The sequence below is a fragment of the Stieleria marina genome (assembly GCA_007741555.1).
Taxonomy (GTDB): domain Bacteria; phylum Planctomycetota; class Planctomycetia; order Pirellulales; family Pirellulaceae; genus K23-9.
On record CP036526.1, the window covers coordinates 4005106 to 4020766 of the forward strand.

Consider the following 15661-nt stretch of genomic DNA (forward strand, 5'->3'; position numbering starts at 1 on the left):
GTCCTCCGACATGCCACGTTGTCCAGATAGCGTCGCCGGAGAGCAACGTCGCCCGGAAAGGGCAGAACCATCGAAAGGGCAACACGTCGGCTAGCCGGCGTGTTGTCTAGCCGAAAAGTTCGTCGATGCGTCCAGTCGAATCACCGTGCTTGGGCACATTGACACCGATTCCATGCAAGACGCTGAGCCACAGATTGCAAAGCGGCGTCCGCGCGTCGTCCATCACCAAATGCTGGCCTTGCTTGAATCCAGCACCACCGCCCGCGATCAGGGTGGGGCAGTTCGTCAGAGTATGGACACTGCTCAGATTGGTTCCCATCGTCAGCGCCGCGTTGTCAAACAGACTGGTACCGTCGGACTCTTTTGACGCTTTGAGTTTGTCAATGAATTCGGCCAGCAATTTGGCGTGTCCGGTGTCACGATTCTGCGAAACCGTGCGGCGTTCACCCTCGCTGTAGTGACTCATGCTATGCGCCGTCATGGTCGCGCCCTGGCTCTGAATCATCGAATTGACCGGCATGCGGTAAGTAAACACTCGAGATGCGTCGACTTGCATCGCAGCAACCATCAAGTCGTACATCATTCGGATCTCTTGAACACCGGCCAGCGACTCGGCGGGTTCGCGAACAGGGCTGGTAGGCTTTTTCTTTTCGACGTCCAACCAAGCCTCTTCTTTGGATAGCCTGACTTCGATTTCGCGGATCGATTGGACGTACTCCGTCAACTTGTCTTTGTCGTCCTTGCCGATCTTTCGATACACCGACTTTGCATTTTCGGTCACCGTGTCAAGCACGCTGCGTTGTTTGTCCAGCGCTGCTTTCCGTTCTGCCAGCGGTGTATCGTCATCGGAAAACAATCGGTGAAAGACAGCCACAGGCGTGTCTAAACCGGCGACTGGTTTTCCAAATCGATTCCAAGCCAGGGAAGAACCGGGACCGTGACCATCCGATCCAGCATCGCGGCCACATAGCTGCAGGGAAGTGAATCGAGTCCTCTCACCCAGAACTTCCGCGGCCACTTGGTCGACCGAAACACTATTGTGAAAACTTTGCCCGGGGACTTCGTAGCGATTCGCTCCGGTCAACCAAAACGTGCTCCCGCTGTGACCGTCGGCACTGTAGCGGTGCATTAGGTTTTGGATGATCGAAATGTCTTTTTGGTGCCGCGTCAGTGGCTTTAGCAGGTCGGGCAACTGGTAGTTTTGGCCGACAGTGTTTCTATCCGGGTACCATCGGTCCGCAGTCACGCCAAATCCCATGCCCAAAAACACGACGCGTTTGGGTGACTTCGTCGGCGCCGCCGCGGATGCAAAACGCTTGTGCCCCAGCGATTCCAAGAACGGCAACGAAATAAGCGCCCCTGTGCCACGCAGAACAGCACGGCGGTTTGTTTTGAAGGACATATTCATATTCTTTCGCGAGAAGCCACAGGCTTCGAGATCATCTGGATTGGAAGGCACGCGACTGAATCAGTGCGTGAATGAACGGATTGACTTGGTAGTGATGCTTTTTTGCATGGGACAGGATTTGATCAGCCAACGCTTGGTCGCTGAATCCGTAGGGTCGGCCGAGTCCGTACGCGATGAGCGATTCAGTGAATCCGCGAGCAAAATCGTCTTCATGCGCTGCGACTGCTTTGCGAAGACCAAAGAAATCACCGAACGCTTGACCGCCCGGCAGCGTTCCACTGGCATCGATGTCAAACGATTTCGTTTTCGCCGGTCTGCCATAGAATCGTTTCCCGATCGACAAAACCTCTTTCTCTCGCCACAAACCGTCGGCCGCGAAATTCTCCAAACCGTATCCAATCGGATCGATCTTGCGATGACACTGGGCACACTGAGGTTGTTCTTGGTGAGCCTTTTGCAACTCCCTAGCTGAGAGCACTTGGCCCGCCAGTCGACTGAGCTGAGGCACGTTGGGTGGCGCGGGTGCGGGCGGATCGTTCAGCAGATGCCGCAACACCCAGGCACCTCGTTCGACCGGAGAGGAACGCAGGCCGTCGGAGCCCATCGCCATGACCGCGGCGGTTCCCAGCAATCCGCCACGCGGCATGCCAGCCGGCACTGGAACTTTGCGAAACCCGTGTCCGTCGACGCCGGGGATCCCATAATAGCCGGCCATGACGTCATTGATCACCACAAAATCTGAGTCCAACAACGCTCCCAAAGGCTGGTCGTGATTTGCGATGTGAGCAAAGGTTTGAAAAATCTCTTCGCGAGCATTTTCACGAGCCGCATTGTCAAATGTGGGAAAGTCCACGCCAGAGAACTGGAACATCCCCAAACGTTCCATGCCAAGCCATTGATGCACGAATCCATGAACAAACCGCTGGTGACGCTCGTCTGACAGCAAGCGGTCTGTTTGTGCCGCAAGGACCGCTGGATCACGCAATTTGCCGTCGCGAGCGACGCGCATCAGTTCATCATCCGGCGAACTGCTCCATAAGAAATACGACAGCCGGACAGCCGTCTCGGTATCGCGAAGCTGTTGGGATACGCCCTCGTTTTCGGTTTCGACCAAATACAAAAACTCAGGCGATGTCAGGATAATCGCTAGCGGCGAAACCAAGGATTCAGCCAGCGAGTCGCCCGCTTCGCGACGGGATTGGTAGTGGGCGAACAGTCGTTTCAGAAAGCCAGGTTCGGGCGGCGTTCCGCGAAACGCTTTGGCAGCGAACCGCCGCAGGACTTCGGTGGCATAACGATCGTCATTCCAGTCGCCGGGGCGATCAAACAAAATATTTGCGGCGGCCTCGGCGGGAGCATTGGCGACTATCGGCCCTTCGACTTCGGCCCAGTCAATCCAGACTCCCGGTTTCGTGCCCATTCCATTTTCCCTCTGATGAATGGTCCACAAATTCTTGTCGCCGCGATCTTGGTGAGAACGCTGATGCAGCCAAAGTTGTTCCTTGGAACCGGGGAGATGTTCAAACTGCAATTCGATCACCTGAGGATCATCCAATGTGCCGGTGACTTTTCGCCAACCACGATACTTTCGATCTGATCCGATGCCCGAAGACAACTCGACATAATGAAATCGTTCGTCGGCGTCAGGATAGTGTGCCGCGCGAAAGCGGACCGTGTATTTCCCTGGGGCGCGTTCATTGAGCACCGGCAATTTGACGCGTGTCATTCCGCCAGCTTTGATCGTCATGATCAAAGTCGATCCCGTCTTCGTCTCGGGTCGTGCTAAATACTCTTCCAGTTGCGGGCCCCATTGTTTGTATTGCTGCAGTTTCTTTTTGGCCTGATAACGATCCAAAAAGCCGAACTCCGAAGGTGGCTTGTCCGTCTGCGCGTTCCACTGGGTTGCACGTTCAAATTCGTCTTTGATCCCATCCAGGTACTTTTGATAATGGGCCGATTGCTGCTCCTCCGGATCGACACGGCGTGTTGCCAACTGGGGCGGTTGCCGAGGCAGCAAGCACAGACGCAGCGTTTTGGTCGCCGCGGCTAGATAGTTTTCGAGCTGATCGCTGGAAAAGAAAAGCGAAGCACCTTGAGTATCAAATCCCGCCCCCACCTGATCGTCGGGTAGCGACATCGTATCCGGGCGCACACCGAGCAACGCTTCGACCGTGTTAGCATACTCACGCCGATTAAGGCGACGCAGCGGGATGACTCCGCCGGAATCGCCCAGGATCTTTCGGGCCAATACCATCTGGCCGGTCAGGTCTTCTAAGAATGCGGCCTTGTCGGCATCGGACAACGGCTCGGAATCCTCCGGAGGCATTTCGCCGGAGTTGATCGCGTTGAGCACTTTTTGCCAAAGCTCTGCATTTTCGACACTCGCACTGATCTCGTACGAGATCGTCTCCAAATCGACGCCGGCTTCTTCGCTCCCGCTGTCGTGACAATCAAAGCAATGTTTCTTGAGCAACACTTGATGGACGCGGGGCATCTCCGCTTTGCCAGGAGTCGCTGCACGCATGGGCATCGCCAACGGGATTGCGAGCATCCATGCCGCGACGAAAAAAGGTGAAAACCGCTTCATGTTCGACAGGCAAGTTGCTAGATGATTCAGTGGATGACCAGGTCTGCGAATGCCTGCCCAGATGTCTTAGTCTACTTGGTAAAGCAGCAATTGGGGCGAAGGCCGTTTCCATCGTTAATCATATCGGAGTGCCGAACCGGGGTAGGCGACACTTTGGTGACTGAACGGCTTTGCGTTGTTCGCAAGTTCAGTGCCCGCCATTTTCTATCGCAACGTTTGATCGCTGACACTCCGACAAAGCATCAATCGGACCGAAAGAGTGACCTGCGATGACAAAAGGCCGCGTGCTCTTTGCCGATGGGGGCCACCAAGATAAATTTGGGGTTCCACTGCGAGTCGTTTAGCTTCTTCGCAAACTCACTGTCGCGACATGACCGGCAGCCCCGCCGACGTAAAATTTTCTGGAGCAGATCCAAGTGAAACGATTCAAAGGACTATGGCGTGATACTTGGTGGCTGTGGGCGTTTTTCGCAGTAATGGTCTTGGGCATTTCCGCGATGATCTCGTGGTTCTTTTTGTTCGTGTGGCTCACGCTGCCCGTCAGTTTTTTTTACTTCGCGTTTATCCGTTACGACGAAGAGGGAAACGAGAAACCCGAGGCCTGATCCGCGAAACGCGGTTGAGCCGGAACCGGATCACGTTCAACCTGCCAACCAGCCAACTTGCAAAACTAGTCCCCTGCTTGAATCAGTGGCCTGCGACCAGAGATTCAAACGCGTTGCTACAAACTCGCTTTGGCATAGGACCCCAGCACATCCAAACGCTGCGTCATGCCACCGAGCGTCTGGATCGCTTTTGCCGCCAAGCTCTCGGTTTGATGTCCGGCAAATTCGACAAAGAACAAGTACTCGCTTGGGCTATCGGGAGCGGGAAACGATTCGATCCACGTCAGGTTCAGCTCGCATTCTTTGAAGACGTTCATCACGTCGGCCAACGCGCCGGGGGCGTGCGGGATCTGGAACAACAAAGAAGTCTTGTCGTTACTTGTCGGAGGCATATCGTCGCGGCCGAGCACGGCAAAACGCGTCACGTTGTTCGGATTGTCTTCGATATTGGAATGGAGCACGTCGAGCGAATATTCCTGCCCGGCCGGCAAACTGGCCACCGCGGCGACACCATGCTTCTCAGCAGCCAATTTTGCAGCGGCGGTGGTGCTACTGATTTCGTGCAGCGTCGCGTCGGGCAAGTGCTTGGCCAGCCATTCACGACACTGCGACAGAGCTTGCGGTTTGCTGTGTACTTCGGTGATCTCGCTCAGCGGCGTTCGTGACAACAAATTGTGGTGGATCGGCAAAAGCACTTCGCCACAAACGTGCATTTTTTGCCGCACAAACATACCCAACGTATCAACGATTCGTCCGTCGGTGCTGTTTTCGATCGGAACAATGCCTAACTCCGCGTGCCCACGCGACACCGCGTCAAAAACCGCTGGGATCGACGCTACCGGTGTGAATTCAACTCCTTCGCCACAATACTTCATCGTCGCCAGGTGACTGTAGCTGTGAACCGGCCCCAAGAACGCGACGCGAACATTGTTGATTTTTCGCAGGCAGTAACTGGAAACGTGGCGCAGCAGTTCCGTTGTGCCGGCATCTTCGGTCAGGGACGCGATTTCTTTCGCGGCAGATGCGACGCGCTGCGAAATCGATGCATCTTTCACATCATGCAACGCTTGCACAAACGTCTGTCGCTTGGACAGCAATTCGATGAACTGTTGATCGACCTGGTTGATGGAGGCTTGGATCGCTTCGGCGTCAGACATGAACTCACTCGAAAAGGTTGAAGGCGACACGAGCCAAACAAAGTAGCTTTGATGCCGTTTGCGATGTAGCCCGATTCAGTCACGGTCGTCCAGTTTGCAAATCTTCGCCCCAACTCGCCGCCAAAATTCCTGCTGATTGACACAGCCGATCCTGCTGAGCCGAACCTGTTGAGCAAGCCGCACGTCCGAATCGTCACCTTTCTCGGCCCATCACAACACTTGCGCGGCCCGGCATCTTCCGTCGCCACGTATCCGGGCCAATCGGAATCTGACCCGACCAGCCAATACTCCCGGACTGACAGCGGCCGGCGGATACGTTGCCTCCCAAGCTGATCGCGGTGAGCGATTCTGCGCGCTTGTCTGCTGTCATTTTGGCAAACGCAAATATCCCAGATTTGGACGACTTGGGGGCGACTGTCAAAAACGACGTCAACTTAGGGGCAAAAGGACCGCGGTTAGGTACCCGTTTTCCGTAAATTGCCGGCCCATTGAGTGACTGTGTCTAAAAAGTTTGCGTTTTGACACCACGACTGGCACGGACTTTGCCTTACCACCATGGCAACGCGATCTGCCTGACGAAATGGGCGAAACAACGCGTTCAACGAAATACACGACCGGGCCAGCGAAAGATCGCAAACGGCCCATTTTAACACGCAGCTAACTTCAGCGCCCTCCAAGGCGCAAGTACCGATCGTAGGAGAAACACGATGGCTCAAGGCGAAAAAATCATTGGCATCGACCTCGGCACGACCAACAGCGTCGTCGCAGTGATGGAAGGCAGCGAGCCAAAAGTGATCCCTAACCCCGAAGGCAACCGGCTGACCCCGAGTGTCGTCGCGTTCACGGACAAAGAGGAAGCGATTGTCGGCGAACCTGCTCGACGCCAAGCGGTCACCAACCCGCAACGCACGGTGTACTCGGCCAAGCGTTTCATGGGACGGCGTCACAGCGAAGTCGAATCCGAAGAAAAAATGGTGCCCTACGGCGTCACCGGTGGTGCTGGCGAGTACGTCAAAATCAAAGTGGGCGATAGCGAATACACGCCACAAGAAATTTCGGCCAAAGTGCTTCGCAAGCTGAAGGAATCCGCCGAGTCGTACTTGGGACACAAAGTCAACAAGGCCGTCATCACGGTTCCGGCTTACTTCAACGACGCCCAACGACAAGCCACAAAAGACGCTGGCCAGATTGCCGGCTTGGAAGTCGCTCGAATCATCAACGAACCGACCGCAGCTGCCTTGGCGTACGGATTGGACAAAAAGGCTGACGAAAAGATCATCGTCTTTGACTTGGGCGGTGGTACGTTTGACGTTTCAGTTTTGGAAGTCGCCGATGCAGGCGACGAAGAAGGCGAAAGCCGCGTGTTTCAAGTCATCAGTACCTCGGGTGACACACACCTGGGTGGTGACGACTTTGACGCTGCACTGATCAACTTCGTCGCGGACGAGTTCAAAAAAGAAAACGCGATCGACCTGCGAAACGATCCCATGGCGTTGCAGCGATTGCAGGAAGCTTGCGAAAAAGCCAAGAAAGAACTCAGCACGCTGCCTGAAACTGACTTGAACCTACCGTTCATCACAATGGACGCGTCGGGCCCCAAACACTTGACCATGAAAATCACTCGGTCGACGTTTGAAGGGTTGATTGACGCTCTGGTGGAACGTTGTCGTGGACCGGTCATGCAGGCGTTGAAAGATGCCGGCATGAGCCCCAGCGACATCGACGAAATCGTCTTGGTCGGTGGTAGCACACGAGTTCCTAAAGTTCGCGAAGTGGTCAAAGGGATCTTTGGCAAAGAGCCACACCAGGGCGTGAACCCCGACGAAGTGGTCGCGGTCGGTGCTGCGATTCAAGGCAGTGTTTTGGCTGGCGAGCGAACCGATGTTCTGCTGCTGGACGTGACTCCACTGACGCTGGGAATCGAAACCGAAGGCGGCGTCATGACGGCGTTGGTCGAGCGGAACACAACGGTTCCAGTCGAAAAGAAGAACGTCTTTAGTACGGCCGCAGACAGCCAAACTGCTGTAACCGTCCGAGTTTTCCAAGGCGAACGCAAAATGGCGACGGGCAACCGATTGCTGGGCGAATTCAACTTGGAAGACATCCCTGCCCAACCACGTGGCGTGCCGCAAATCGAAGTCAAATTTGACATCGACCAAAACGGCATCCTGAGTGTTTCGGCAAAGGAGCTAAAGACTGGCAAAGAAGCTTCGGTGCAAATCAACGAAGCGGGCGGTCTGAGCGAAGACGAGATCGAACAAATGCGAAAAGACGCGGAAGCAAACGCGGACCAAGATCGCAAAATGTTTGAGCTGGCCGAAGCGAAGAACAAAGCCAATCAGCAAGTTCATCAACTGCAAAAGTTGATGACGGACAACGACGACAAGCTGAGCGACGATGACAAGGAACCAATGAACAAAGCGATCGAAAAAGTGAACGCTGCGTTGGGAACCGAAGAAGTCGAAGCGATCAAAACTGCCACCGACGAATTGGACGCTGCTTCGCAAGCCTTCAGCAAAGTCTTGTACGAAAAGACGGAAGCCGCGGGCGGAGCCGAAGCAGCCGCCGGTGGAGCTGCGGGAGCCGCCGCCGCTGATAGCGACGACGATGCGGTCGACGCCGATTTTGAAGTCAAAGAATAAGTCGCACTGAAGCAACGCAAATTCCGAAGCGGGTGCTTGCACCCGCTTTTTTTATGCACCTACCCAAACCATTTTGGCCGTGGGCGGTGCCACCAAGATCCCCTCACTCGCAGAACTGACAACGCGGGTGTCGCACCCTTAACGTCCATTTGCAACAAAGCAACCCGCACCCTCATCGGTTGGCGCAACGTTTGCAAAACAAAAGACAGACCACGGCCACTGCCAACGAATGGCAGGCGCGCGGCGACTCGCCAACACCTAGGAGAAACGAATCATGGCATTTCGATACGACAAACTGACGACCAAAGCACAGGCAGTCGTCGCGGAAGCTCAGGCTCAGGCGGCGTCGGCTACCAACCCCGAAATCGCCCCCCTGCACTTGCTCGCTGCGATGCTGCAGCAGACTGACGGCATCACCCGCCCTCTATTGGAAAAGATGGGCGTCGACATCGCTTCGCTTAGCGCCACGGTCAAAAGCGAAACCGAAAAACTTCCGTCGGTCTCCGGCGGACGCCAGCCAAGTGTTGCGCCCAAATTGCAACAAACGTTTGATGCAGCGGCCGAGGCGGCGACGTCTTTGAAAGATGAATTCGTTAGCACCGAACACCTGCTGCTGGGCGTCGCCAAGGTCGACAGCAAGGCGCACAACCTACTGAAACTTGCGGGTGTCAATGCGGACGATGTCCTGCAAGCGATGAGCGAAGTGCGCGGATCAGCGCGCGTGACCGACCAGAATGCCGAAGACACTTACCAGGCGCTGGAAAAATACGGCATCGATCTGACGCAATTGGCTGCTCAGGGAAAACTGGATCCCGTGATCGGTCGTGACAATGAGATCCGCCGTGTCATTCAGGTGCTTTCGCGCCGGACCAAAAACAATCCGGTTCTGATCGGGCAACCTGGAGTCGGCAAGACGGCCATTGCCGAAGGGTTGGCACTGCGAATTTTTGAAAACGACGTGCCGCAAAGTCTGAAAAACAAACGAGTCGTTTCCTTGGACATGGGTGCGTTGGTCGCTGGGGCAAAATTCCGTGGCGATTTCGAGGAGCGGCTGAAAGCGGTTTTACGCGAAGTCAAAGACGCCGATGGCCAAGTTGTGTTGTTCATCGACGAACTGCACTTGGTGGTCGGTGCTGGCAAAGCCGAAGGGTCCGCCGATGCTGCTAACTTACTCAAGCCCGAATTGGCTCGCGGTGCCCTGCGCTGTATCGGTGCCACGACCTTGGACGAGTATCGCCAACACATCGAAAAAGACGCCGCTCTGGAACGCCGTTTTCAGCCGGTCTTTGTTGGCGAGCCGAATGTCGAAGACACGGTTGCGATTCTGCGTGGTTTGAAATCTCGTTACGAATCGCATCACGGTGTCCGCATCACCGACAGTGCTCTGGTGGCAGCTGCCAATTTGTCGAATCGTTACATCGCAGACCGTTTCCTGCCGGACAAAGCGATCGACTTGGTGGACGAAGCCGCCAGCCGTTTGGCAATGGAAAAAGAAAGTGTTCCCGAGCCGATCGATCGAATTCAGCGTCGACTGCGTCAACTGGAATTGGCCCACCGCCAGCTTGCCGACGAGCAAGAGGAATCGGCGGTCGCCAAACGGACGGAAGTCGAAGAAGAAATGGAATCGCTCAATCACGAACTCGCCAGCCTGCGGGAACAGTGGGAAGCGGAAAAGATGGGCTTGGACGATGTGCAATCGATTCGTCAAGAAGCCGAGCAACTGGAGCATCGCTTTGCGTCGTTGGATTCGGATGCCAAGCAATTGCAACTGCGCGGCGAGAATCCTGAAAAGCTGTACCAAGAGATGCTGGAAGTGCGCGAACAGCAAAGCAAACTTCAAGCTCGCTTGGAAAGCCTTGAGGCCAATGAATCCAAAGAACCCGAGCTGGATGCAGACGCCCCCGAAAAACGCCGTCTCTTGCGTCGTGACGTAACCGATGAAGAAATCGCCGACGTCGTCAGCCTGTGGACGGGGGTTCCGGTGAGCCGCATGATGGAAACCGAACGCGCCAAATTGTTGGTGATGGAAGAACGATTGCACGGACGAGTGATCGGACAAGAAGAAGCTGTCGCAGCCGTATCCGATGCGGTTCGCCGTAGTCGAAGCGGTTTGCAAGATCCGAATCGGCCGATCGGTTCGTTCTTGTTCCTGGGCCCCACCGGCGTTGGTAAGACGGAACTGTGCAAGGCTCTGGCGCAAATCATGTTCGACGACGAAACGGCAATGGTTCGCATCGACATGAGCGAATTCATGGAACGCCACAGCGTCGCTCGGCTGATCGGTGCGCCTCCGGGATACGTGGGTTACGAAGACGGTGGCAAACTGACCGAAGCCGTTCGGCGGCGTCCTTACGCTGTTGTTCTGTTGGACGAAATGGAGAAAGCGCACCCTGACGTTTTCAACATCCTGCTACAAGTTTTAGATGACGGACGTCTGACCGACGGCCAAGGTCGCACGGTTGATTTTTCCAATACGGTCATCGTGATGACCAGTAACGCGGGTAGCCAAGTGATTCAAAAGATCACGGCCGAAGGCGGTAGCCAACAGGAAATGGAGGAAGCGGTTCAGGAAGCTCTCCGAGCCCGTTTTCTGCCGGAGTTCCTTAACCGTATCGATGACACTGTGATTTTCCATCCGCTTGGTCGAGAACAGATTCGCAAAATCGTGACGTTGCAGCTTGCTGGATTGTCGCAGCGGTTGGAAGCGAACGGGCTTGCGATCGAAGTGACCAATGCAGCAGTCGATCAGATTGCCGAAACGGGCTACGATCCACAGTACGGTGCGCGTCCGCTGAAACGAGTGATCCAGCGAGAGATCCAGAATCCGCTAGCGACATCGATACTGAAAAGTCAGTACCCCGAAGGATCGAAGATCATCGTGGACTATGACGGCGACGCGTATACGTTTCGCGTCTAAGCTGCGACGGTTTAGGCCAGCGTCAAATGCGACGTGCGGCTCTGCTTGACCGCAGATCGGGATAATGGTTTCGCTTCGGGCGCAAGTCCGAAGCGGCTTCACTGATCAGCCTCCGGGACTAGTCTGTTTTTGTCAAAACGGTACATTCTTCGTGCGAATGCGCACATTCTGACAGCCGATTTTGTCTACTCGTCCGCGGGGTTACCAGCGTCCCTACTGTGGCATCGGCGTCGACAATTGCGTGTTCAACGCTACTTGGCAATGAACTAGACGCACCGAACTAGACGCACCACTAGACGCACCGCATTCGACAATCGATCAATATGAAGACTGACAGCACAGACGATCTCCGACGCGAAATCGGGTATCTGGGGACCATTCTTGGCGACACGATTCGCGATATCGCGGGTGAAGAATCCTATGAGATCGTGGAACAACTTCGTCGTTCCGCCTGGGATCGTCGCGTCGGACGCGATCGAGCGGACGAGGACATCAAGCAAGCGATCGCTAATCTGGACGATCGGCAGATGCGCGTCGTGATCCGCGCCTTCACGATCTTTTTGGACCTAGCCAATCTGGTCGAAGATCGCCGGCGAGTCCAAATCTTGCAGCACCGCGCCGAAGCGTCGTATCCAGGCCCGCGCGGCGAATCGATTCGGGGTGCCATTTCCAGCTTAAAGGAATCCGGTAAGTCACCGGAGGAAGTCCAAGCGTTGATCGATCAGCTGCACGTTGATTTGGTTTTCACGGCTCACCCGACCGATGCCAAACGCCGGTCCGTTCGCAGCAAACTGACAAAGATTCGCCAACTGATGCAGACCGTCGGCGAAGATTCGTCGCAACAGGTTCGTGATCGTGCGGAACGAAAGATTCGCGCCGAAATTGCCAAACTTTGGCAGACAGACTTCATCCGACCGTGGCGACCATCGGTCATGCAAGAAGTCAGCCGGGGACTGTCGATCAAACCGGTGTTGTGGGATGAAGTGCCGCGAATCTCTGATGAACTTCAGCGTGGTGTCAAAGAAAACTATGGCGACGCCGTCCACGCAGAACGTTCTTGCGTGACTTTTGGTTCTTGGATCGGGGGCGACCGCGACGGACACCCTGGCGTGACTGCCGATGTGACCGAAGAAACGTTTCGATGGCTACGACGTGAAGCCGTCCAGTTTCATTTGCGTGCCTGCGATAGCCTTTACGATTCGCTAAGCATTTCAGATCGCCAAGTTGATTTTGATGGAAGTCTAATACGAGCGATCGATGCGGCAGTCCAACAGTGGCCCGAACTTCAACCGCGTTTGGATTTGCTGCCGCCCGGCGAAATTTGCCGCCGATCACTGGTGGTGATTCGGTGGAAACTCGAAAACACACTGGCCGGTATCAGCGACGAAAGTGCTTACGGTTCAGCCTGCGGATTGGCCGCAGACGTGCAGGCTCTTGTCGATTCGGTCCGTCAATTGCCCGGTAAAGAACATCACGCTGCGGAACTGGATGCTTGGCAAACACAGATCGAAGCGTTCGGTTTACATTTGGCTAGATTGGACATTCGACAGAACGCTTCGGTCTACCGTTCAGTCGTCGACGAAATCTTGAAATCCTGCGGACTGTGCGATTCGCCTGAAACGCTGGATGAAGCGACGCGTTGCAAGGTTTTGTCCGAATCCATCGGAGCCACGTCGTTGTCCATCAATCTGGACACTGCGTCCGAAATGGTCGGGGAAACCGTGGCGTTATTTCAGCTGCTGCACGAGATCGCCGCGACATCGTCCATGGCCGCGATTGGAACGCACGTGATCAGCATGACCAGTGCGCCAAGTGACGCGTTGACAGTCCTTTGGCTCTGGGAGTTAACGGGGCCGAAGGATAATTTTTCGGCGGCCGTGCAAGGCAAATCAAAACCGACTCTGCCGATTGTCCCGCTGCTAGAAACGATCGAGGACCTCAAGCACGGCCCCGATATTCTGCGAGGCATGCTACAGATTGATTCGTACCGCGAAAACGTCAGGCGTCTGGGCGATCGTCAGATGATCATGCTGGGCTACAGCGACAGCACCAAAGACGGCGGCTATCTGGCCGCGTGCTGGTCGCTCCATCAAGCTCAGCAGGCCTTGGTCGCGGTGGCAAAAGAGTTTAACATCGACCTAACCTTCTTCCACGGACGCGGCGGTTCGCTTGGCCGCGGCGGCGGACCGGCGGCTCGCAGTATCTTGTCGCTCCCGCGTGGCACTTTCAACGGACACCTGCGACTGACCGAACAAGGCGAAGTTTTGGCGGATCGCTACGACGATCCAGCAATCGCGCATCGGCATTTAGAACAAGTGGTTTGGTCGTCTCTATTGGCTGCGGGTGATCCTCAGCAAACCGATTCGCAGCAGTTCTACGACACCATGCAAACGATCTCGGAAGTATCGTTTAAGAAGTACCGTGAGTTGTTGGAGCAAGCTGGTTTCGTTGATTTCTTCCGTACGGTGACGCCGATTTCAGAGATCGAACAACTGCCAATCGGTTCGCGTCCGTCACGCCGCAAACCCGATGGCGGCCTGTCGGATCTGCGTGCGATTCCGTGGGTGTTTTCGTGGACTCAGTCACGTTGTCTGCTGCCTGCCTGGTATGGGATCGGAGCCGCACTGGGTTCCATGGTTGATGATCCAGCAATGCTTTCGCAGTTGCGGGCCATGTACACCCAGTGGCCCTTTTTCCGAGCGTTGGTCGATAACGCCGAATTAGCGTTGGCGAAATCTGATTTGGAAATCGCTGGCGAATACGCATCGTTGGCTTCGCGTGATCCAGCGCACGACACGATCAGCGACATGATCGAATCGGAATTCAAGCAATCCACGCGAGTCGTGTTGGCGATGACTGAACAAGAAGCTCTCTTGGATGGCACGCCTTGGTTGAAGGAATCGATTCGAGTGCGCAATCGATTCATCGACCCGTTGAATTTAATCCAAGTCGAATTGCTGCGGCGTCGTCAAAACAAAAACGCCGATTCGCCCGACGAGCTACGTCACCTGACACGCCTTTCGATCAACGGAATCGCAGCGGGCATGCGCACGAGCGGTTAGAATCGCGCATCCGCAACGAACCACTGCGGGTGTTTTTTTTGCAGGCAGCGTTTGCCTGCCAGATCTCGCACGCTGAGGATGCTTTCGATTCAACATGGCGATCAATCCCTATCAACCGCCACCGGAAGTCGAAGTTGCGGCCATTGCCCCGGCGCCCGATCGGTTAGAAATCGCTGGCCGAATTCGTTTTTCGGGAGCACCGACGTCGAGTGACCTGAATCGGTTGTTGACCAAGTATGATCACGTGGGCGTGCCAACGCTGGCGATCGCCATGCTGCTGATCGCGCTCGTCTTACTCTTTGTGATGATCGTCGGTTCATTGGCGGGCCAACTGGTGGTTGCCGGACTATGCGGAATCGCACTTGTCGCGTGCTTGGTGTCGACCAAGCTCTATCGCCGCGCGATGTTTCGATTCGTCAATCCACTCTGGGACGCACCAGTCCAAGGCGAAATCAGTCCCGATGGAATCACGATCAAACGTGATCACGGCAGTTTCTTTTTGCACTGGAACTGTCTGGAAACCGTCGTGGTCCATCGAAACGTGGTGGGTCTGCTGACGCCCAATTCGATCGGCCAGAGCATGGTGATCTCCGAATCGATGATGGACAGCGATGCCGATCTTGCCGGACTGATACTAGCAGCGGAGACCGTCGCTCGAAAAGTTGTGACCGCTGGGTCGATGGCTCGTCGGCGACAGAACATCGCCGCACTGCTTCGCGATCCCGATCGCCAGCGATCAGTTCAAGTCCCCGGCAATGCAATTGCATTTTCGGGACCGGTGACCATGGCCGATCTGATTCAATTTGGCGGTGACTACCAAGGCAAAGTGTGGCGGCGAAAACGATCCACGCACGGATTGATCGCGATGACCCTGCTGGTACTCTTCGCAACGCTGATCGCGATCGGGTTAGCAACCTTCGCCGTCAACTTGATCGGGACCGCAGGACTTATCGTGTTGCCGCTTTTGTTTGTGATTGCCGTTGCGTGGCATCTTTCATGGTCACAGCCACGGCTTCGACCCGATGAATCACTTCAGCATTTACTCGGCTTCGCGGACGATTCGGGCGTCACGACGGATGCATTTGCGGTGGTCACAAAACTGCCTTGGTCGCATCTCCGGTGCACGGCAAAGACGGACGACCGAATAACGCTGCGACACACGCATTCGCGCCGCGTCGTCGCGCTTCAGCGGAACATGTTTTCAAGTGATCAAGAGTGGACTTCGATGGTCAACCTGGTTGAAAGGAAGTTGTCGATCTAGCCACCAATCAATCTGCCAATGA

The 15661-nt window shown here is 55.4% G+C and carries 8 protein-coding genes; 5 read left to right on the top strand and 3 right to left on the bottom strand.

Going from position 1 to position 15661, the window contains the following annotated elements; translation table 11 throughout:
• Positions 1–106: 106 nt before the first annotated feature.
• Both K239x_RS14375 and K239x_RS14380 read right to left on the bottom strand, forming a co-directional pair.
• Entirely contained in the window at positions 107–1402 is a 1296-nt protein-coding gene (locus tag K239x_RS14375; protein ID WP_145418816.1) for a DUF1552 domain-containing protein, read from the bottom strand.
• A 37-nt stretch (positions 1403–1439) separates the two neighbouring features.
• On the bottom strand, positions 1440–3995 hold the full coding sequence (locus K239x_RS14380; RefSeq protein WP_419188957.1) for a DUF1592 domain-containing protein: 2556 nt from the start codon (positions 3993–3995) through the stop codon (positions 1440–1442).
• 416 nt (positions 3996–4411) lie between these two features.
• Between K239x_RS14380 and K239x_RS14385 the strand changes: the two genes are divergently transcribed.
• The gene (locus tag K239x_RS14385) at positions 4412–4600 is read left to right on the top strand and encodes a hypothetical protein (RefSeq protein ID WP_145418818.1); all 189 of its coding nucleotides are present in this window, start codon (positions 4412–4414) and stop codon (positions 4598–4600) included.
• A 116-nt stretch (positions 4601–4716) separates the two neighbouring features.
• On the opposite strand, the gene pheA is transcribed toward K239x_RS14385, so the two are convergent.
• Positions 4717–5757 carry a prephenate dehydratase gene (gene pheA, locus K239x_RS14390; RefSeq protein ID WP_145418820.1) on the bottom strand — a complete coding sequence of 347 codons (1041 nt, stop codon included), beginning with the start codon at positions 5755–5757 and terminating at the stop codon, positions 4717–4719.
• Positions 5758–6464: 707 nt separating this feature from the next.
• On the opposite strand from pheA, the gene dnaK reads away from it, so the two are divergent.
• The 4 genes from dnaK to K239x_RS14410 all read left to right on the top strand — a co-directional run bounded on the left by dnaK (position 6465) and on the right by K239x_RS14410 (position 15639).
• Positions 6465–8399 carry a molecular chaperone DnaK gene (gene dnaK, locus K239x_RS14395; protein ID WP_145418822.1) on the top strand — a complete coding sequence of 645 codons (1935 nt, stop codon included), beginning with the start codon at positions 6465–6467 and terminating at the stop codon, positions 8397–8399.
• Between the two features lie 274 nt (positions 8400–8673).
• The gene (clpB, locus tag K239x_RS14400) at positions 8674–11316 is read left to right on the top strand and encodes an ATP-dependent chaperone ClpB (RefSeq protein ID WP_145418824.1); all 2643 of its coding nucleotides are present in this window, start codon (positions 8674–8676) and stop codon (positions 11314–11316) included.
• Between the two features lie 323 nt (positions 11317–11639).
• On the top strand, positions 11640–14378 hold the full coding sequence (gene ppc / locus K239x_RS14405; RefSeq protein ID WP_145418826.1) for a phosphoenolpyruvate carboxylase: 2739 nt from the start codon (positions 11640–11642) through the stop codon (positions 14376–14378).
• A 94-nt stretch (positions 14379–14472) separates the two neighbouring features.
• Positions 14473–15639, top strand: coding sequence for a hypothetical protein (locus K239x_RS14410; protein ID WP_145418828.1), 1167 nt, complete (start codon positions 14473–14475; stop codon positions 15637–15639).
• Positions 15640–15661 lie beyond the last annotated feature (22 nt).

Excerpts from the sequence above, each read along its gene's own strand:
- K239x_RS14375 (WP_145418816.1), bottom strand. The coding sequence starts at position 1,402 with ATGTCCTTCAAAACAAACCGCCGTGCTGTTCTGCGTGGCACAGGGGCG.
- K239x_RS14380 (WP_419188957.1), bottom strand. The coding sequence starts at position 3,995 with ATGAAGCGGTTTTCACCTTTTTTCGTCGCGGCATGGATGCTCGCAATC.
- pheA (WP_145418820.1), bottom strand. The coding sequence starts at position 5,757 with ATGTCTGACGCCGAAGCGATCCAAGCCTCCATCAACCAGGTCGATCAA.
- dnaK (WP_145418822.1), top strand. The coding sequence starts at position 6,465 with ATGGCTCAAGGCGAAAAAATCATTGGCATCGACCTCGGCACGACCAAC.
- clpB (WP_145418824.1), top strand. The coding sequence starts at position 8,674 with ATGGCATTTCGATACGACAAACTGACGACCAAAGCACAGGCAGTCGTC.
- ppc (WP_145418826.1), top strand. The coding sequence starts at position 11,640 with ATGAAGACTGACAGCACAGACGATCTCCGACGCGAAATCGGGTATCTG.
- K239x_RS14410 (WP_145418828.1), top strand. The coding sequence starts at position 14,473 with ATGGCGATCAATCCCTATCAACCGCCACCGGAAGTCGAAGTTGCGGCC.